This window comes from Arthrobacter sp. YC-RL1, assembly GCF_001454985.1.
GTDB classification, from domain to species: Bacteria; Actinomycetota; Actinomycetes; order Actinomycetales; family Micrococcaceae; genus Glutamicibacter; species Glutamicibacter soli.
The window spans coordinates 60,442-78,437 of the sequence record NZ_CP013297.1 but is presented as its reverse complement, the minus strand read 5'-3'; the positions used below and the strand labels follow the sequence as shown (position 1 = coordinate 78,437).

17 protein-coding genes and 1 riboswitch are annotated in these 17,996 nt (G+C 67.0%); of the genes, 8 read left to right on the top strand and 9 right to left on the bottom strand.

Going from position 1 to position 17,996, the window contains the following annotated elements:
• Window positions 1–29: 29 nt before the first annotated feature.
• The 5 genes from thiD to ATC04_RS00370 all read right to left on the bottom strand — a co-directional run bounded on the left by thiD (window position 30) and on the right by ATC04_RS00370 (window position 5,307).
• Complete coding sequence (gene thiD / locus ATC04_RS00390) at window positions 30–1,454, bottom strand: bifunctional hydroxymethylpyrimidine kinase/phosphomethylpyrimidine kinase (protein WP_047120611.1); 1,425 nt, start codon at window positions 1,452–1,454, stop codon at window positions 30–32.
• On the bottom strand, window positions 1,451–2,092 hold the full coding sequence (thiE, locus tag ATC04_RS00385; protein ID WP_047120612.1) for a thiamine phosphate synthase: 642 nt from the start codon (window positions 2,090–2,092) through the stop codon (window positions 1,451–1,453). The genes thiD and thiE overlap by 4 nt, the downstream gene beginning before the upstream one ends.
• On the bottom strand, window positions 2,085–2,879 hold the full coding sequence (gene thiM, locus ATC04_RS00380) for a hydroxyethylthiazole kinase (RefSeq protein WP_047120613.1): 795 nt from the start codon (window positions 2,877–2,879) through the stop codon (window positions 2,085–2,087). The genes thiE and thiM overlap by 8 nt, the downstream gene beginning before the upstream one ends.
• A riboswitch (TPP riboswitch) is annotated at window positions 2,869–2,963 on the bottom strand. (Overlaps the previous gene by 11 nt.)
• 386 nt (window positions 2,964–3,349) lie before the next feature.
• Window positions 3,350–3,715, bottom strand: coding sequence for a GntR family transcriptional regulator (locus tag ATC04_RS00375; protein WP_047120614.1), 366 nt, complete (start codon window positions 3,713–3,715; stop codon window positions 3,350–3,352).
• Entirely contained in the window at window positions 3,712–5,307 is a 1,596-nt protein-coding gene (locus tag ATC04_RS00370) for a hypothetical protein (RefSeq protein ID WP_147407301.1), read from the bottom strand. Before ATC04_RS00370 ends, ATC04_RS00375 begins: the two co-directional genes overlap by 4 nt.
• A gap of 97 nt (window positions 5,308–5,404) precedes the next feature.
• On the opposite strand from ATC04_RS00370, the gene ATC04_RS00365 reads away from it, so the two are divergent.
• Window positions 5,405–6,838 carry an aldehyde dehydrogenase family protein gene (locus ATC04_RS00365; protein WP_082636910.1) on the top strand — a complete coding sequence of 478 codons (1,434 nt, stop codon included), beginning with the start codon at window positions 5,405–5,407 and terminating at the stop codon, window positions 6,836–6,838.
• Between the two features lie 79 nt (window positions 6,839–6,917).
• On the top strand, window positions 6,918–8,366 hold the full coding sequence (locus ATC04_RS00360; protein ID WP_047120616.1) for an amino acid permease: 1,449 nt from the start codon (window positions 6,918–6,920) through the stop codon (window positions 8,364–8,366).
• Here the strand turns inward: ATC04_RS00360 and pgm are convergent.
• Window positions 8,363–9,964: a phosphoglucomutase (alpha-D-glucose-1,6-bisphosphate-dependent) gene (gene pgm, locus ATC04_RS00355; protein ID WP_047120617.1), complete on the bottom strand. Its 1,602-nt coding sequence runs from the start codon at window positions 9,962–9,964 to the stop codon at window positions 8,363–8,365. The two genes, ATC04_RS00360 and pgm, sit on opposite strands and share 4 nt — an antisense overlap.
• A 55-nt stretch (window positions 9,965–10,019) precedes the next feature.
• Between pgm and ATC04_RS00350 the strand changes: the two genes are divergently transcribed.
• The 3 genes from ATC04_RS00350 to ATC04_RS00340 all read left to right on the top strand — a co-directional run bounded on the left by ATC04_RS00350 (window position 10,020) and on the right by ATC04_RS00340 (window position 11,382).
• Window positions 10,020–10,349 (top strand): DUF4190 domain-containing protein, encoded by a 330-nt coding sequence (locus ATC04_RS00350; RefSeq protein WP_052772564.1) that lies wholly within the window; start codon window positions 10,020–10,022, stop codon window positions 10,347–10,349.
• Between the two features lie 64 nt (window positions 10,350–10,413).
• Complete coding sequence (locus tag ATC04_RS00345) at window positions 10,414–11,169, top strand: hypothetical protein (RefSeq protein WP_047120618.1); 756 nt, start codon at window positions 10,414–10,416, stop codon at window positions 11,167–11,169.
• Window positions 11,170–11,187: 18 nt separating this feature from the next.
• Entirely contained in the window at window positions 11,188–11,382 is a 195-nt protein-coding gene (locus tag ATC04_RS00340) for a helix-turn-helix domain-containing protein (protein WP_286158838.1), read from the top strand.
• 52 nt (window positions 11,383–11,434) lie between these two features.
• Here the strand turns inward: ATC04_RS00340 and ATC04_RS00335 are convergent, their stop codons facing one another.
• Both ATC04_RS00335 and ATC04_RS00330 read right to left on the bottom strand, forming a co-directional pair.
• Complete coding sequence (locus ATC04_RS00335; protein WP_047120620.1) at window positions 11,435–12,892, bottom strand: peptide MFS transporter; 1,458 nt, start codon at window positions 12,890–12,892, stop codon at window positions 11,435–11,437.
• A 52-nt stretch (window positions 12,893–12,944) separates the two neighbouring features.
• Window positions 12,945–14,297 (bottom strand): amidase, encoded by a 1,353-nt coding sequence (locus tag ATC04_RS00330; RefSeq protein ID WP_047120621.1) that lies wholly within the window; start codon window positions 14,295–14,297, stop codon window positions 12,945–12,947.
• A 66-nt stretch (window positions 14,298–14,363) separates the two neighbouring features.
• On the opposite strand from ATC04_RS00330, the gene ATC04_RS00325 reads away from it, so the two are divergent.
• Window positions 14,364–14,690, top strand: a complete 327-nt coding sequence (locus tag ATC04_RS00325) for a rhodanese-like domain-containing protein (protein ID WP_047120622.1) — start codon at window positions 14,364–14,366, stop codon at window positions 14,688–14,690.
• The gene (pheA, locus tag ATC04_RS00320) at window positions 14,687–15,610 is read left to right on the top strand and encodes a prephenate dehydratase (RefSeq protein WP_047120623.1); all 924 of its coding nucleotides are present in this window, start codon (window positions 14,687–14,689) and stop codon (window positions 15,608–15,610) included. Before ATC04_RS00325 ends, pheA begins: the two co-directional genes overlap by 4 nt.
• On the opposite strand, the gene ATC04_RS00315 is transcribed toward pheA, so the two are convergent.
• Window positions 15,607–16,653 (bottom strand): diacylglycerol kinase family protein, encoded by a 1,047-nt coding sequence (locus ATC04_RS00315; RefSeq protein WP_047120624.1) that lies wholly within the window; start codon window positions 16,651–16,653, stop codon window positions 15,607–15,609. The genes pheA and ATC04_RS00315 overlap by 4 nt on opposite strands.
• Window positions 16,654–16,691: 38 nt before the next feature.
• Here ATC04_RS00315 and serS point away from each other — a divergent pair, with 38 nt between their 5' ends.
• Window positions 16,692–17,969, top strand: coding sequence for a serine--tRNA ligase (gene serS / locus ATC04_RS00310; protein WP_047120625.1), 1,278 nt, complete (start codon window positions 16,692–16,694; stop codon window positions 17,967–17,969).
• Window positions 17,970–17,996: the final 27 nt, after the last annotated feature.

Sequence of the window (17,996 nt, the reverse complement as noted above, 5' to 3'; positions counted from 1 at the left end):
TCCTCCAGACTCTGCGGCCCCAACGCGTTTTAGGCCGTAGAGAATTCTACGCTCTCGGCATGGGCCTGCGCGAAAAAGGCCAGCTCGTGCTCGCTGGAACGCAGGAACGCCTGGCGCATCCGCTCGCGCTGCGCCGGGTCCGCCAGTTTCCATGCGGCGCGCACCATCCCGATGGCCTGCGCGGTGGATTCGTCGAACTCCTCCGAGGCGTAGGTCTGAAGCCAGTCGCCGTAGGGGTGGCCTTCGTAGTTGGCCGCCGCAAGCCGCTTGCCGATGTCCTGGTACAGCCAGTAGCACGGCAGGATCGCGGCGATCAGCTCCGGGTAGCTGGAATTGCAGGAGGACAGGTGGTTCACGTAGTTCAGCGTGGTGGCCGACGGGTTCGCCAGTCCTTCCACCAGGTGGCTGCGGTGCAGCTGCAGCTCGCCCTCCAGGATTTCCCCGGCGCCCTTGGCCCAGAAGCGCTGGGAATCCAGCTCAGGGGCCAGCGCGCTGGCCTGCGCCAGCACCTGCGCGTAGCGCTGCAGGTACAGGGCGTCCTGCGCCAGGTAGTATTCGAACTTCTCGCGCTCCAGACTGCCGTCGGCCAGCTGCACGATGAACTCCAGCTCGTCAATGCCCGCGCGCAGCGGTGCGATGTCCTCCCACCAGGCGGCCATCGGATCCGCGGCGCCGAAGAAGTCGACGAAGTGGTGCACCGGCCCGTGCCCGGAGCCCACCTGCAGCTCGTCAGCGGCGCCGATGGCGCGCAACAGGTAGCCCTTGGCCTGTTCCAGCGCGGTCGCCCAGTCGCCGGTGGCGGCGAAGCGGGTGGCCAGCGCGCTGGACAGGGTGCAGCCGGTGCCATGGGTGTTTTTGGTAGCCAGGCGCGGGGAGCTGAACTCGGCCAGCACCCCGGCGGCGGAGACCAGCGCATCGGGGCACTGCGCCCCGGCCAGGTGCCCGCCCTTGGCCAGCACCAGCACGTCGTGGGCGGAGGCCAGACGCCGGGCCTGCTCCAGCACGAGCTCCCAGTCCTGCGCGGCGGCTTCGCCGAGCAGCGCGCCGAGCTCGGCGGTGTTCGGGGTGATCACGGTGGCGCGGGCCAGCAGCGGGTGCAGCGCGGCGGCGTCCTCCAGCAGGGCATCGCCGCTGGTGGCCACCATGACCGGGTCCAGCACCACCGGGGCGTTGACGGTATCCAGCCAGGCGGCGACAGCGCCGATGATCTCCTGGTTTGCCAGCATGCCGATCTTCACCGCGTCGATGCGCACATCCGCGCTGAGCGTTTCAAGCTGCGCGGTGACGAAATCCCCGTCGATGGCCTGCACTCCGCTGACCCCGCGGGTGTTCTGCGCGGTCAGCGCCGTGATCACTGCCATGCCGTAGCCGCCGTTGGCGGCAATGGCCTTCAGATCGGCCTGGATGCCGGCGCCGCCGGACGGGTCGGAGCCCGCGATGGAAAGGATGTTCACTTGGCCGCCTCCCAGGCGGAAACCAGCTGGGCGCTGGCGCTGCGCGGATCATCTGCCTGGCAGACTGGGCGCACCACGGCCATCCCGGCGCCGCCGCCGGCGCGGATGGCCGCGGCGTCATCGGCGGTCACCGCGCCGATGGCCACGCAGGGCAGCGCGGTCCAGCCGGTGCGTTCCGCGAAGCCGTCCAGGCCCAGCGGGGTGGGGTGGTCCTTCTTGGTCGGGGTGGCGCGCACCGCGCCAACACCCAGGTAGTCGATGAACTCGGCATCCAGGTTGGCCTGGGCGATCTGCTCCCGCGTGGAGGCGCTGAGCCCGATGATGCCCTCGCCGATCAGCTGGCGGGCCAGGGACACCGGCACGTCCTTCTGCCCGATGTGGATGCCGGCCACCGCGGCCCCGGCGGCGCGGGCCGCCAGGAATACGTCGATGCGGTCGTTGACCAGCAGCTGCGCCTTGCCCTCGGTCAGCTTTGCGGCCGCAAGCGTCAGCTCGAAGAACTCGCGGGCGCTTTCCTCCTTGGCGCGCAGCTGGATCCACTGGATCCCGCCGGCCACGGCTGCCTCGATCACCTCAAGGGTGCTATGCGGGCTGCAGCTGGCGGTGTTGGCCACCAGGTAGGCTCCGAGATCACGCATAGGTCTTTTCCTCACAGTTCAGGGTCTCAAGTGCGGCGGGCTCAACGGCCGCCAGGGAATCGAGGAAGGCCGCGGCAAAACTGCCCGGCCCGGAGCTGGCGGCCAGCGCCTTTTCGGCGGCCAGGCCGTAGTAACCATGGGCCGCCACGGCGGCTTCGAACGGGTCCTCATGCACCGCGAGCATGCCCGCGCACACCGCACCCAGGGCGCAGCCTCCGCCGGTGATGCGGGTCAGGCCGATGCCGTTGGTGTGCACCAGCACGGTGCGCTGCGCGTCGATGATGGCGTCCGCCTCGCCGGAGATCGCGACCACCGAACCGTATTTCACTGCCAGCTCACGCCCGGCGGCGATGGCTTCCTGCACGCTGTCCAGCGAATCCACACCTCGGCCGGAGGACTCCCAGCCGGCCAGCGCCATGATTTCCGAGGCGTTGCCGCGGATCAGCGTGGGGCGGCGGGCGACGATGCGCCGGGCGAATTCCGTGCGGACCGGCAGCGCTCCGACGGCCACCGGATCCAGCACCCAGGGGGTGCCTGCGGCGCTCGCCGAGTCGACGGCTTCTTCCATGGCGCGCAGCTGCTCGGTGGTGGGCGTGCCCAGGTTGACCAGCACGGCCGAGGCGGCCGCGGCGAACGGCCCGGCTTCCCCGGGCAGGTCAGTCATGGCCGGGGCCGCGCCGGAAGCCAGCAGTACATTGGCGGTGAAGTTGGTAACCACGGTGTTTGTCAGGCAGAACACCAAGGGGGATTGTTCCCGGTAATTGCGGGCAACAATAGGCAGAGTCATGCGACATCCCTCCGCTAGCTTGACCTAGTTCAGGTTCAACGGGTCTCATCTCAGTCGGCTTCTCCGACACCCCGTGTCACTGATCCCGAGGGTACGCAGATATCTTCGCAAGGACAAATCCTTAACGCCGTTGGAAGTTGGCCGGCCCGTGCCGGCCGCTAGAGCCTCGGATCTTCGTAGCTCCTGCCGCGATCGATATTCTTCCGTGCTTCTCGAAGTGCCCTGGAGATTTCCGGGTCAGATCCTTCGAGGTCGTCGGCTCGTCGGTCGAGACTGCGCATGGCGCCTATGGCAAACGGCAGCGCGCAAAGTATGACCAAAACGCAGACGATCAAAATCGAAACCGGATCCACAGGTTATCCATTCCAAGCATTGCGGTGAGCTTAGGCTGAGCCTACAAAGAGGGGCGGACACCGTCAACCGAATCCCGGCTGCTCGGGAAATGATGCGGTGGTGACAGGGTTACCGAGCTATCGCGTCCTCCGCGCAACCAGCGCCTTCACCGTCGCCGCGTCCACCCCCAGCTCCGCGGCCAGCGCCCAGACCCTGTCCACTGCCTCGACCAGGTGCTCGTCCAGCGCTGGCTGCCCTGGCAGCTCATTGACCACGGTGCCCGCCCGGCGGCGCGAGGAGATCAGTCCTTCGGCCTCCAGTTCCTTGTAGGCGCGGGCCACGGTGCCGGCGGCCACACCCAGATCGGCGGCCAGCGCGCGCACCGTGGGCAGCCTGCTCCCGGCGGCCAGTTCGCCCAGCGAAATCAGCGAAGCCACCTGGGCGCGGATCTGTTCATAGGGCGGCAGCGCCGAGTCCAGGTCAACGGTGATCTGGGCGCTCATCGGCGGCCCGCGTCACTGGTCTCCGGCCGCATCGAACCTTGCGGGCGCGGCAGCGCCAGCACCGCCGGCGCACAGAAGACCAGCAGGCCGAACAGGGAGAATTCGGCGAACAACTGGTATCCCATCATTGGCATGGCCACGAACGCGCCGGCGACTACGCGCAGCGAGCGGATTTCAAGCACCTGCCGATACCAGATTTCCACCTCTGCGCCCACCTGCCAAGGGATCGCCACGGAGCGGACGAGCAGGACGAATCCTGCATGCGCGGCGAGCAGTGCCGCGGCCAGCCCGGCAATGATCCACCGGTTCGGCGCGACAAATCCCCGCAGCGGATCCAGCGGAGGGAAGAGCAGGAAGTATAGGCTGGCCGCCATCAGGAGTCCGGCAACGACATAGGTCCACAGCGGCAGCCGTGCGGCGGGTTTGGGCATTCGCGCGGCCGCGCGGGTCTTGATCGCCATGTACGCCAGGTAGGCGGCGTTGACCAGCAGGTAGAACAGCGTCGCGCCCGCGAGGAGGGCCAGGATGGCGGTGGCGCGTTCGGCGGTCGGCATCTCCTGCGTCTCGGAGCTCGGCAGCATTGGCCATCCGACGGCGACCAGCAGGATGGCAGCCATGGCGCTCAGATACTGCACCGCGAACAGCTGCTCGCGCAGCCGGGTGAAGGCGCTGGAGACGGCCGGCCGCAGGGATTCGAAGTTCACCGGCGGGCGCCAGAAGAACATGACGACGGTGATCGCCAGGGCGATGTAGTTGGCGGTCTGGTCCCACCGGCCCGCGAGGTCGTTCATCCGTTCCCAGTACTCGATGCCTTCGCCACCCATGGATTTGTCGGCGTCATCGGAGATCCACCGTGCCTTGAAGTGCAGGGCTTCGCCGGCGAGGCCGGCCAGGAGCACCGTCACCGTGCGGTAGAGGCGATTGAGCCAGGTGATGCGCAGCAGCCGGTTGTCGTGCTCGCTGATGCCGTCCAGCGGCTTGCGCCGCAGGATGAGGATGGTGGCGGCGAAGGCGGCGACCAGCAGGAGGACCAGGCTCAGTGCCAGATAGGGCAGGACCTCTGCGGCCGAACGCAACCCGTCCTGGGCATCGGCGGTCATGTAGTAGCCGTCGCCGTCGTCCTCGATGACCTCCGGCGTGGGGGCGAAGCCCGTGACGTCGCGGACGCTGTAAATCGCCAGCATGCCGGCGGCGAAGGTTGCCGCCATGATTCCGACCAGGGACTTGGGCACCAGCCCGGACAAGGTCCGAGGCTGCAGCGAGGCCGTGCGCTTCGGCCGGAGCTTGTGGGGCCAGGTGAACTGCCCTGCGATGTAGATGAACGCGACCCACAGCGCCGGGGTCGCGGCCGCCCCGATGGCCTCGGGAATGCGAAGCGGCGATTCGTCGTAGTACGGGACTGCCGCGAGGGTGCTGAACCAGTCGGCCGACGTGCTGGCGAAAAATCCGATGAGCGCGCACCAGAAGGCGTGCCGGCGGGCCAGAGCCAGCCGGTCTCCGCCCTCCTTGGACGCGAGGTTGCGCAGGATCACGTAGATGACCAAGGCCGCAATCGCGAAGCTGCCGAACTGTGAAGTCAACGAATTATTCATTGGTCCCGCCTTTCGAAAAGAATGTACCAACTAGCTGATACAAAATAAAGGTGGTCGCAATCAGGTCAAGTCCAGCCCGTTGACGTAGTCTCGACTCATGGGTCTGTTTACTTCCACTCCGCTGCCCGATCCCGTCGGCGACTTCGCGCCGCCCGTGGATGAGCATCCGTCGAAAATCGCCGCCACGCTGGCGAACCTGCGCCACTCCGCCGATACCCGCATCACCCACCCGCGCCGTTTCCGCGTCCAGCAGCTGCGCGCGCTGGAGAAGATGCTCGAAGAGCACCTGGACGACTTCCTCGCCGCGCTGAACGAGGACCTAGGCAAGGGCGCCACCGAAGCGAAGTTCTCCGAGGTGGACGTGGTCCGCGCGGAGATCGACTTCGCTCTGCGCCACTTGGCCGAATGGATGGACCACACCAACGTCAAAGTGCCGCTGGCGCTGCAGCCGGCCATGGCCAAGGTCGAGCCCCGCCCGCTGGGCCTGGTGCTGATCATCGGCCCGTGGAATTACCCGCTGCAGCTCATGCTCGCCCCGCTGGTCGCCGCCATCGCCGCCGGCAATGCCGCGGTGCTGAAGCCTTCGGAGATCGCGCCGGCGACCTCCGGCGCACTGGCCAAGTTCCTGCCGCTATACCTGGACAACCGCGTGTTCGCCGTCATCGAGGGCGGTGTGGACACTGCCACCGAGCTGCTGGCCGCGCGCTGGGACCACATCTTCTTCACCGGAGGCGAGAAGGTCGCCAAGGTGGTCGCCGCCGCAGCTGCCAAGCACCTGACCCCCACGACCCTGGAGCTGGGCGGCAAGTCCCCGGCAGTGGTCGACAACCAGCTGCCGGCCACCGCCAAGCGCCTGGCCTACGCGAAGTTCATGAACGCGGGCCAGACCTGCGTGGCCCCGGACTACGTGCTGACCATCGGCGACTCGGCGCCGCTGATCGAGCGCCTGGGCCAGACCATCCACAGCTTCTACGGCAAGGACCCGTTGACGCACCCGGACTTCGGGCGCATCGCCAGCCGCCGCCATTTCCAGCGCCTGCTGGACATGTTCGAGCAGGGCGAGGTGGTGCACGGCGGGCAGTACGACGAGCAGACCCTGCGCATCGCGCCGACCATCATGCGCAATGTCGACCTCGAAGGCACGCTGATGCAGGAGGAGATCTTCGGCCCGATCCTGCCGGTGATCGAAGTGGCCACCTTCGAGGAGGCCCTGGAATTCATCGCTGCGCGGCCCACCCCGCTGGCCGCCTACCTGATGAGCGAAAGCCCGCGGCTGCAGTCGATCTTCTCCGACCGGGTGCGTGCCGGCGCGATCGTGCACAACGCGCCGCTGGCCCAGATGATCGTTCCGTCCCTGCCGTTCGGCGGCGTCGGGGCCAGCGGAATGGGCTCCTACCACGGTAAGCACGGCTTCGACCGTCTTTCGCAAATGCGCTCGGAACTGAGCAAAACTACGGTGGTCGATACTCTGAGCGCGATATATCCTCCATATTCTTGGGCTAAGCGAAAGATTATTGATCGCTTACTGTAGCGCGGTTCATAGCTTTTGAGCTCGCCGGGGTGCTTGGATTGAAAGGTTGGATTTTTCTATGCACCAGGAGCTGTAACGCATGAGTGAGCCCGCACCGTCCCAAGACGGTCTGAAGCGTGGTCTCAAGGCCCGCCACCTGCAGATGATTGCAATTGGCGGATCGATCGGAACCGGACTGTTCGTCGCCTCCGGCGGAGCCATCGCCGACGCGGGCCCCGGGGGAGCGCTCATTGCCTACGGCCTGATCGGCCTCATGGTGCTGCTGCTGATGCAGTCGCTGGGCGAAATGAGCGCGCGGCTCCCGGTCGCCGGCTCCTTCCAGACCTATGCCACTGTCTTCGTGAACCGGCATTTCGGCTTTGCCATTGGCTGGAACTACTGGTTCAACTGGGCGATCACCGTCGCCGCCGAGCTGGTCGCCGCGGGCATCATCATGTCCTACTGGTTCCCCAATTCCCCGAGCTGGATCTGGGCGGCGCTCTTCCTGGCGCTGCTCACCGGCCTGAACGCCCTGTCCGCCAAGGCCTTTGGCGAGGGCGAGTACTGGCTGGCGATGATCAAGGTCGTCACCGTGATCGTGTTCCTGATCTGCGGTGTGGCGATGATCTTCGGCATCATCGGCGGAACCTCGCCCGGCTTCAGCAACTGGACCGAAGGCGAGGCGCCGATCGTCGGCGGCTGGCTGTCCATCGTCTCGGTCTTCATGATCGCCGGCTTCTCCTTCCAGGGCACCGAGCTGATCGGCGTGGCAGCCGGCGAGGCGGAGAACCCCAAGCGCGACATCCCGAAGGCCATCAAGGCGATCTTCTGGCGCATCATGCTGTTCTACATCGGCGCGATCTTCGTGATCGGCATGCTGATCCCGTACCTGGATCCCTCGCTGCTCTCCTCCGAGGCATCCGACATTGCGACCTCGCCGTTCACCCTGGTCTTCGAGCGCGCCGGCATCGCTTTCGCCGCGGCGCTGATGAACGCAGTGATCCTCTCCGCCATCCTGTCCGCGGGCAACTCAGGGCTATATGCCTCTGCGCGCATGCTTTATTCGATGGCGCTGGACGGCAAGGCGCCGAAGATCTTCGGGCGGCTGAACCGCCGCGGCGTGCCGATGCCCGCCATGCTGCTGACCGCTTCGGTGGGCCTGTTCGGCTTCCTGACGGCCATCATCGGGCAGGGCGCAGCCTACACCTGGCTGCTGAACGTCTCAGGCCTGTCGGGATTCATCGCCTGGGTGGGCATCGCGGTCTGCCACTACCAGTTCCGCAAGCAGTACATCGCCAGCGGCCAGGACCTGGCCAAGCTGCCCTACAAGGCGCCGCTGTTCCCGCTGGGCCCGATCCTGGCGTTCGTGATCCTCATCGTGGTCATCGCCGGCCAGAACTACCAGGCGGTCATCGAGGGCAACCTGCTGCAGGTGGTCTCCTCCTACATCGGCCTGCCGATCTTCCTGCTGCTGTGGCTGGGCCACTGGCTGGCTACCCGCAAGCAGCCAGCCGTGAAGATCGACCCCTGGACCGCAAAGCTGCACTAGGCGTTCAGCGCCGCATCCACGATCACCCGGGCCTCTGCCAGCACCTGCTGCAGATGCTCGGGTGATTTTGTCGATTCCGCGTAGATCTTGTAGATATCCTCGGTGCCCGACGGGCGCGCCGCGAACCAGGCGTGCTCGCTGGAGACCTTCAGCCCGCCGATCGCGAAGCCGGAGGCCTGCGTGGCCTTGGCGGTGATCGGGTCGCCGGCCAGCTCGGTGGCGCTGACCATACCCGGGTTCAGCTTGCCCAGCACCGCCTTCTGCTCGCGGCCGGCCGGGGCGTCGAAGCGGTCGTAGAAGCTGCCGCCGTGGCGGGCGACCAGCTCGGCGTGGATCTGGCTGGGACTCTTGCCTGTCACCGCGCGGATCTCGCTGGCCAGCAGAGCCAGCATCAGCCCGTCCTTGTCGGTGCTGAAGGCACGGCCTGCGAAGTCAAGGAAGCTGGCGCCTGCCGACTCCTCGCCGCAGAAGCCCACCTGGCCGGAGGCCAGCGGCTCCACGAAGTACTTGAAGCCCACCGGGACCTCCAGCAGCTCGCGCCCGTGGGCGGCGACCACGCGGTCGATCAGCACCGAGGAGACCAGCGTCTTGCCGACCTTTGCGTCGGCGGGCCATTGCGGGCGGTGGGTAAGCAGGTAGTCGATGGCCACTGCCAGGAAGTGGTTCGGGTTCATCAGCCCGGCGTCCGGGGTGACGATGCCGTGGCGGTCCGCGTCAGCGTCGTTGCCGGTGGAGATGTCGTACTTCTCGCGGTTGGCCACCAGCGAGGCCATGGCGTGGGCGGAGGAGCAGTCCATGCGGATCTTGCCGTCCTTGTCCAGCGTCATGAAGCCGAAGCGCGGATCCACGGTCTCGTTCACGACGCTCAGGTTCAGCCCGTAGCGCCGTCCGATCTCGCCCCAGTAGTGCGCCGAGGCGCCGCCCAGCGGATCGGCGCCGATCGAGATGCCGGAGTCCGCGATGGCCTTGAAGTCGATGACCTGCGCCAGGTCCGCGATGTACAGCTCGCGGAAGTCGAATCGCTGCGCGTCCGGGGTGCCGCGCTTGATCTGCCCGCCATCGGCCAGCAGCTCGTTGGCGCGGGCGGCGATGGGGCCGGTGATCTCGGATTCGGCCGGGCCGCCGTGCGGCGGGTTGTACTTGATGCCGCCGTCGGCCGGGGGATTGTGCGAGGGGGTGATGATCAGCCCGTCCGCCTGCGCGCCGCCGCGCGCGTTGTGCACCAGGATGGCGTGGCTCAGCGCCGGGGTGGGGGTCAGCCCGTCCTCGGCCAGCACCGTGACGCCGTTGCCCGCCAGCACCTCCAGTGCGGTGCGGTAGGCCGGTTCGGAGAGCGCATGGCTGTCCTTGCCCACGTACATCGGGCCGGTGATGCCGGCGGCGGTGCGGTAGTCCACGACGGCCTGGGTGATCGCGGCGATGTGCGCTTCGTTGAAGGTGCCGTTCAGCGAGCTGCCGCGGTGGCCGGAGGTGCCGAAGACGACCGCCTGGTCGGGGTTCGCGCTGGAGGGCACGATGCCCGTGTAGGCGTCGAGGACCGCCTTGAGGTCGATCAGGTCGGTTTCCTGCGCCGGCTGGCCGGCTCGTTCGTGTGCCACTGCGTGTATCTCCTAGTTGGTGCGATGTCCGCGGGGTCGTAGACAATGGATAGTGATGAGCTACTACCCATACCCGCAAAACCCCTACCAGCGCCCGCCGGAATCGACCGGGCTGTCGGTGGCCTCGCTGGTGCTCGGCATCCTCTCGATGCTGGGCTTCGCCATAATCATTCTAGTTCCGCTGGCCGGAGTCATCACCGGGCACCTCGGCTATCGGCGCGAACCGAACTCACGGGCGTTGTCGCTGGCCGGGCTGATCACCTCCTGGATCGGCCTGGTCCTGGCGGCCCTGTTCTACGCGTTCGTGATCTGGCTGGTCTTCTGGATGCCCGGGGCGATCTACGAATACACCGACTACGCCTACAACGACCTGAATTACACCTAGACCCGCAGTCGGAGCGATGCTAACTTAACGATAATCGTTATTAACGACTATCGATAGGATCGCCATGCTCGCGATATTGCCACTGCTGCTGGTCTTGGTCCTGCCCGTGACAGTCCTCGGGATTGTCTACGTGCTGCGCCGCAAATCGTCCGATAGCAGCGCAGTCGTCGCCTTCACCCGGATCGTCGCCTGGATTGGCGTGGTGCTGATCGGCGGCTCCCTGCTTGTCGGCGCTGTGGCGGCGATCGCGAATGGCGAATCGACGCTCCAGGTGCCGGTCGAACCGTACTGGCCTGAATTTCCCGCGGTCAGCGACGTGACCCCGGACCACGGCGACGCCGTGCGCAGCGAAATCACCACGGTGACGGTGACCGCCACGAACCTTGGCGCCGCAACCCGCGGCTTGCTCGCCGCGGGCTCCCTGGTTTCCGGTCTGGCCGTTATCGCGGTGCTGGCGGCCCTCATCGCCCTGTGCGGCAAGCTGCTGGCCGGCAAGCCGTTCAGCGATTCGCTGCGCCGCGCCGGACGGATCGCCGCCTCGGCGCTGGCCCTGGGGACGCTGGTCGGCCAGACGCTCACCGGCATCGGCGCCTACCGGGCGGGCGAGGAAACGCTGCGGGTGGACGGCTACACCAGCACGGGAGACCAGGAATTTCCGGGTTTCTCCCCGTGGCCGGTCCCGGCCTTCTCCATCGACTACGACTTCGCGCCGTTCCTCATGGCCTTGGCCATCCTGGTGGTGGTTGAGCTGGTTAATGCCGGCATGGCGATGGCGCGGCAGAACGAGCGGCTGCGGGCCGAGACCGATGGGCTGGTCTGATCCGTGGAGCTGCGCACGGTGCACTGCAGGCTAACCGAATTGCTGGCCGAGCGCGCTATGACCCTGGTCCAGCTCAGCGAGCTGGTCGACGTCTCGGTGGTGAACCTGTCTGTGCTGAAGAACGACCGGGCCAAGGCCATCCGCTTCAGCACCCTGGTGGCCATCTGCCAGGCCTTGGACTGCGAGATCGGCGAGCTGCTGGTCCTTCGTTAAACGGCTGCGGCGCGGATCCCGGAGGAATCCGCGCCGCTTGGGTGTCCGAGCTTTAGTGCACCGAACCCATGAGCTTCTTCAGGGCCGGGGTGGCCGCCAGCATGGCGATGCCCAGCACGACGGCGGTGCCGCCCATGGCGATGAAGTAGGCAACCTCGTTGCCCGGGGTGTAGAAGCCTGCCAGCACGCCCGACAGGGTGGTGCCCAGCGAGATCGACAGGAAGAACAGCGCAATCATCTGGGTGCCGAAGGCGGCGGGAGCCAGCTTGGTGGTCACTGCCTGTCCGGTCGGGGAGAGCAGCAGCTCGGCGATGGTGCACAGCAGCAGGATGCCGATCATGGCCGGCAGCGGGGTCATTTCCAACGAGTTCAGCGGGATGAAGCACAGGAAGGCTGCGCCCACCACCACTAGCGACAGGCCGAACTTGGTGCCGGTGCGCGGCTGGCGCGTGCCCAGCTTGGTCCACATGGCGGCGAAGACGCCGGCCAGCAGCACGATGAAGACCGGGTTGATCGACTGGACCCAGCTGGCTGGCATCTCCCAGCCGAACAGGTGGCGGTCAAGGCGCTCGGCCGAGTAGGCGGCGACGAAGGTGAACTGCTGCTGGAACAGCGCCCAGAAGGCCGCCGAAGCGATGTAGAACGGAATGAACGCGTACACGTTCTTGCGCTCGCGGTCGGTGACGCGCGGGCTGCGCAGGATCAGCACGAAGTACACGATGCTGGCGGCGATCACCACGTAGGCGATGGTCGAGGCCAGGTTGTCAGGGGTGACGATCTTGGTCGCGAAGGCGGCGATGATCGCCACGATGACTGCCAGGAAGATGACCACGTAGCGGGTGCGCTCGTTCTTCGGCAGCGGGTTCGGGACCTCGCGCACCGAGTCCGGCAGGTTCTTGCGGCCGAACGTGTAGATCAGCAGGCCGACGCCCATGCCCACGGCCGCGGCGCCGAAGCCCACGTGGAAGCCGAAGTTCTGGTGCAGCAGGCCGGTCAGCAGCGGGCCGACCAGGCCGCCGATGTTCACGCCCATGTAGAAGATGGAGAAGCCGGCGTCGGACTTCGGGTCGTCCTTGGCGTAGAGCGAGCCGACCAGCGCGGTGGCGTTCGCCTTCAGGCCGCCGGAGCCGATGGCCACCAGCACCAGGCCGATGGCCAGACCGGTGACGCCCGGCAGGAATGCCAGGGCAAGGTGGCCTGCCATAATCATCAGGGCGGAGACGAACAGCACGCGTTCCGAGCCCCACAGTCGATCGGCGATCCAGGCGCCGAGGATGGTGCTCAGGTAGACTGCGCCGCCGTAGGCGCCGACCAGCGACAGCGCCAGTCCCTGGTCCAGTCCCAGGCCGCCGTCGGCGACCGTGAAGTACATGTAGTAGGCCAGCAAAGCCTGCATGCCGTAGAAGGAGAATCGCTCCCACATCTCGACGCTGAACAGGTTTGCGAGCGCGCCCGGGTGGCCAAAGAAGCTCTTGGCCGGGCGTTGAGTGCTCGGTGTTGCAGTAGACATACGTAATATTTTTCGCTTTTCCGGAGGCGAGTACCTACTTCTGTCGGAAAGCTCACACTGAGATCTGCAACGCTAAAGCCAGGAGCATCCCCTCGTCCGAACGCGGTGAAATCAGCTGGATTCCCAGTGGGAGGCCTTCTTTGCTGTTACCCGTAGGTACGGTGATCGCGGCCGCGGAAGAGACGTTGACCATGGAGCTGTACGGGGAGTACTGGCACTGCAACATATAATCGCGCTCCGCCGATCCTTGGGTATAGTGCCCCACCATCGGCGGGACGCCTGACAGCGCCGGGGTGGCGATCACGTCGTAGGCCGACCACTGCCGGATGAAGTCCGCCGCGATCTGCCGGATCCGGGTGGCCGCCTGGGTTGCGGCCTGCAGGCTGCGCTGCTGCGAACGGCGCCGGAATTCCCGCGCGAGGGCCCCAAGCCTCGATTCGTCCTGCAGCGGGATGTCCTTCAGCCCGTTGGTCCACACCGCGCCGAAGGCCTCGGGGTAGTCCTCCGCATAGGCCAGTTTGGCCAGCTCGACCTGGTGGCGCTGCGCCAGCAGCTTCAGCCCGGCGCTGAACGCCTGCTGGGCGTCGGGGGAGACGGTGATCTCGTAGACGCTCTGGAACGGCGAGTGGGTGCTGTAGCCGATGCGCAGGTTCGCCAGCTCTTCCGGGTAGCGCCCGCGCAGCAGCGGCAGGTAGTGGTCGGTTCCGCGCATCGCATCTATCAGCAGGGCCGCATCCAGCGCGTCGTGGGCCAGCGGCCCGGAAACCGTGAGCTTGGGGGCGCCGAAGCCGTCGCTGTAGCCTTCCAGCACGTCGCTGGGGATCCGACCCAGCGAGGGCTTGAGGCCCACCAGGCCGCAGGCGGCCGCCGGGATGCGCACCGAGCCGCCGCCGTCCGAGCCCGGGCCCACCGGAATCATCCCGGCGGCCACCGCGGCGGCCTGCCCCCCGGAGGAACCGCCGGAGGAGCGCTGCGGGGCGAGGGGGTTGCGCGAGGGCGCGGCGATCAGGTTCTCCGAATAGCTGCTCAATCCGAACTCGGGCACCTGGGTCTTGCCCAGCACGATGACGCCCTCGGCGCGCAGCCGGGCGGCCAGCGCCGAATCCCGGGTCGCGACCGGGTGTTCCACGGCGGCCGAGCCATGCGTGGTCGGCATGCCCGCTACGTCCCCCAGGTCCTTGAACGCGGTGGGCATCCCGTGCATCCGGCCCAGCTGCCCGCGGTTTTTCACGAAGGCCTCGTCGGCCCGGGCCGCGGCATCCAGCGCGGCCTCGGAAACGTGGACGAAAGCGCCCAAGGAGCGCTGCTCGTCGATCCGCTGCAGGTGGTGGGCGGTGGCCTCGCGGCTGGAGATTTCTCCGGCGGCCAGCTGGTCGCGCAATTTCACGGCGCTAAGGGGCAACATGTCGGCTTTCGACGGAGGAATGACTAGTCTTTTAAGCAAACACCCAATCTGAGAGGAATTCCAGCCATGAGCGACTTCGAGACCGTCACGGTCACCAACGTACCCAAGGACGCCTTCATCCTGGACGTGCGCGAGGACTTCGAGTGGGAAGCCGGCCACGCCGCGGGCGCCACCCACGTCGCGCTGGGCACCCTGCCGGAGCGCGTTTCCGAGCTGGACCCGGACGTGGACACCTACGTCATCTGCCGCACCGGCGGGCGCTCGGCGCAGGCCGCCGCCTGGCTGACCGGCATGGGCTACACCGCCTTCAACATCGCCGGCGGATCCGACGCCTGGATCGAGGCCAAGCTGCCAATGGAATCCGAAAACGGTCAGGAGCCGACCGTTCGATGAAATACGCCTATCTGGGCCCCTCAGGAACTTTCACCGAATCCGCGCTGCTGCAGCTTGACGGCGCGCGCGACTCGGAACGCATCCCCGCAGCCAACGTGAACGCCGCCCTGTCCATGGTGCGCGAGGGCGACGTCGACGCCGCCGTCGTGCCCATCGAGAATTCGGTGGAAGGCGGGGTGTCGGCCACGCTGGATTCCATCGCCACCGGCGACTCGCTGCAGATCGTGGCCGAAATCCTGGTGCCGATCACGTTCGTGCTCGCGGTGCGCGAGGGCATCACCGAGCTGGGCCAGATCAGGCAGGTATCGACGCACGGGCACGCCTGGGCGCAGTGCCGGCTGTGGGCCGAGGCGAACATCCCGGCGGCGGTCTTTGCCCCGGCGTCCTCCACAGCGGCCGGCGCGCTGGGCCTGCAGGATCCCGAGCAGCACCACGACGCCGCCATCTGCAGCCCGCTGGTCGCCGAGGAGCGCGGCCTCCAGGTGCTGGTGCGCGGCGTGGAGGACAACCTCGGCGCGGTCACCCGGTTCATCGTGGTCACCCGCCCGGGACGCATCCCGCAGCCCACCGGCGTGGACAAGTCCACGCTAATCCTGCCGCTGGCGGAGGACCGCCCGGGCGCGCTGATGGGCATCCTGGAGCAGTTCACCGCGCGCGGGGTCAACCTCTCGCGCATCGAGTCGCGCCCCACCGGCGAGGGCCTGGGCAAGTACTTCTTCTCGGTCGACGTGGAAGGCCACGTGGCGCAGGAGCGGGTCGCCGCGGCGCTGTCGGGCCTGCACCGGCTGTGCCCGGAGCTGAGCTTCCTGGGGTCCTACCCGGCCGCCCAGGGCGCCGCCCCGTTCGTCGACACCCACAACTCCGACGACGCGTTCATCGAAGCGCGCGCGTGGGTCGACGCCGTGCGCGCACGCCTCTAGGGGGTGCGCAGGCGCAGCGAACCGGCGTTCACCGAGACTTCGAGTTCGTTGACCTGGCCGGTGGGATCCCCGTCGATCTGCGTGTTCATGGGTTCGGCGCAGCGCAGGGAGATCCCGCTGGTCTGGTAGAAGCTCATCACCGGGATCTTGTTTTTCGCGCGGAACGCGGTCTTCAGCAGGATCCAGGTCCAGCCCGCGGCCGAGCGCGGGGAGAGCACCACGGCATCCAGCACGCCGTCATCCAGCTTCGCGTCAGGCACGAAGTCCAGCCCCTGCAGCTTGCCCACGTTGGCGAACAGCACCGAGCGGACCTTGCGGGTCTGCCAGTTGGAATCGCCCGAGAGCTTGAAGTGCACGCGCTTGCGGCGGCCCGGCAGCTGGCGCAGGCCAGCCTGCGAGTAGGCCAGCCAGCCGACCTTGGACTTCATCTCCTCGTCGGTGTCGTCGAACAGGTCGGCGTCGGTGCCCACGCCGGCGATCACGAGGAACGCATGGTCCGCGGTGGTGCCGTCCAGCAGGTTCAGCTTCATGTGCCCCACGTCGATGCGCCGCACCGTGCCGCGCACTGCCACCAGCGCGGCGGTGTGCAGGTCCTCCAGCGGGACCTCCACGTTGCGCGCCAGCAGGTTTCCGGTGCCCAGCGGGATGATGCCCAGCGTCGATTCGGTGCCTTCGAGCACCTCGGCCGCGGCGCGGATGGTGCCGTCGCCGCCCGCGGCGACAATCGTGTCGCATCCGGCGTCCAGCGCCTTGCGGGCCGCATCCTGCCCGGCGTTCTCCGGGGTCGTATGGAAAACCAGCGGCGCCTCCATGCCCGCTTCAGCACAGACCCGGGCCACCGCCTCTTCCGCGTCATCCCCTCCTGACTTGGAGGGATTGACGATCAACGCAACCTTGGACGGCTCTGTCTGGGCCACCTCCTCGGCAGGCCTGCTCAGCGGCTTGCTTGACTGCGAAAGTTTGCGCACCGAGTACCAGCTGGTTGCCGCGGCGGCAGCTGCCGCGGCCGCGGCAGAGAGAATGATCGCCCTATTTGTCTGCATAGTGCTCTCATCGTACTCATGGTTGCTACGCTTAATGTGTGATCGACCTGAAAATGCTCACCGAAAATCCGGATTTGTACCGCGCTTCGCAACGTGCCCGCGGTGCCGACGAGTCGCTGATCGATCAGCTCATTGAAGCTGATGCAGCCCGTCGCGAGACCATCGCCACCTTCGAACGCCTGCGCTCAGAGCAGAATGCGTTCTCCAAGAAGGTCGGCCAAGCCAAGGGCGAGGAGCGCGCCGCGCTGCTGGCCGAGGTCAAGGAACTGGCCGCCTCCGTGAAGTCAGCGCAGGCCGAGGCCGACGCCGCGGCGGCCGCTTCCGTGGCGCTGCAGCGTTCCATCCCGAACCTGATCATCGACGGCATCCCCGCCGGCGGCGAGGACGACTTCACCGTCATCAAGCACGTGGGCACCCCGCGCGATTTCAAGGCAGAGGGCTTCGAGCCGCTGGACCACTTGCAGATCGCCGAGAAGCTCGACGCCATCGACATGGAGCGCGGCGCCAAAGTCTCCGGCTCCCGCTTCTACTTCCTCAAGGGCATCGGCGCACGCCTTGAAATCGCCATGATGAACATGGCCCTTGACGTGGCCATGGACCACGGCTTTACTCCGATGATCACACCGACCCTGGTCCGCCCGGAAACCATGCAGGGCACCGGCTTCGACGTCGAGCACGACGACGAGATCTACAAGCTCGAGCGCGACGACCTGTACCTGGTCGGCACCTCCGAAGTGGCTCTGGCGGGGTACCACGCGAACGAGATCATGGACCTGTCCGAGGGCCCGCTGCGATACGCCGGCTGGTCCTCCTGCTACCGTCGCGAGGCAGGTTCGGCTGGCAAGGACACCCGCGGCATCATCCGCGTGCACCAGTTCAACAAGCTGGAGATGTTCATCTACACCAGCGTGGAGAACGCCGAGGCTGAGCACGAGAAGCTGCTGGCCATGGAGGAGGACATGCTCGGCCGCATGGAGCTGGCCTACCGCGTGATCGACACCGCCGCCGGCGACCTGGGCATGAGCGCGGCCCGCAAGTTCGACTGCGAGGCCTGGGTGCCGACGCAGGAGACCTTCCGCGAGCTGACCTCGACCTCCAACTGCACCACCTTCCAGGCGCGCCGCCTGAACATCCGCGAACGCGAGATCGTCGACGGCAAGCCGGGCAAGACCCGTGCGGTCGCCACCTTGAACGGCACGCTGGCCACCACCCGCTGGATCGTCGCCATCCTGGAAACCCACCAGAACGAGGACGGCACCGTGAATGTGCCCAAGGCGTTGCAGCCGTACCTCGGCGGACTCGAAGTCCTCAAGTAAAACCACAAGCAAACCGGCCTTCGGGCC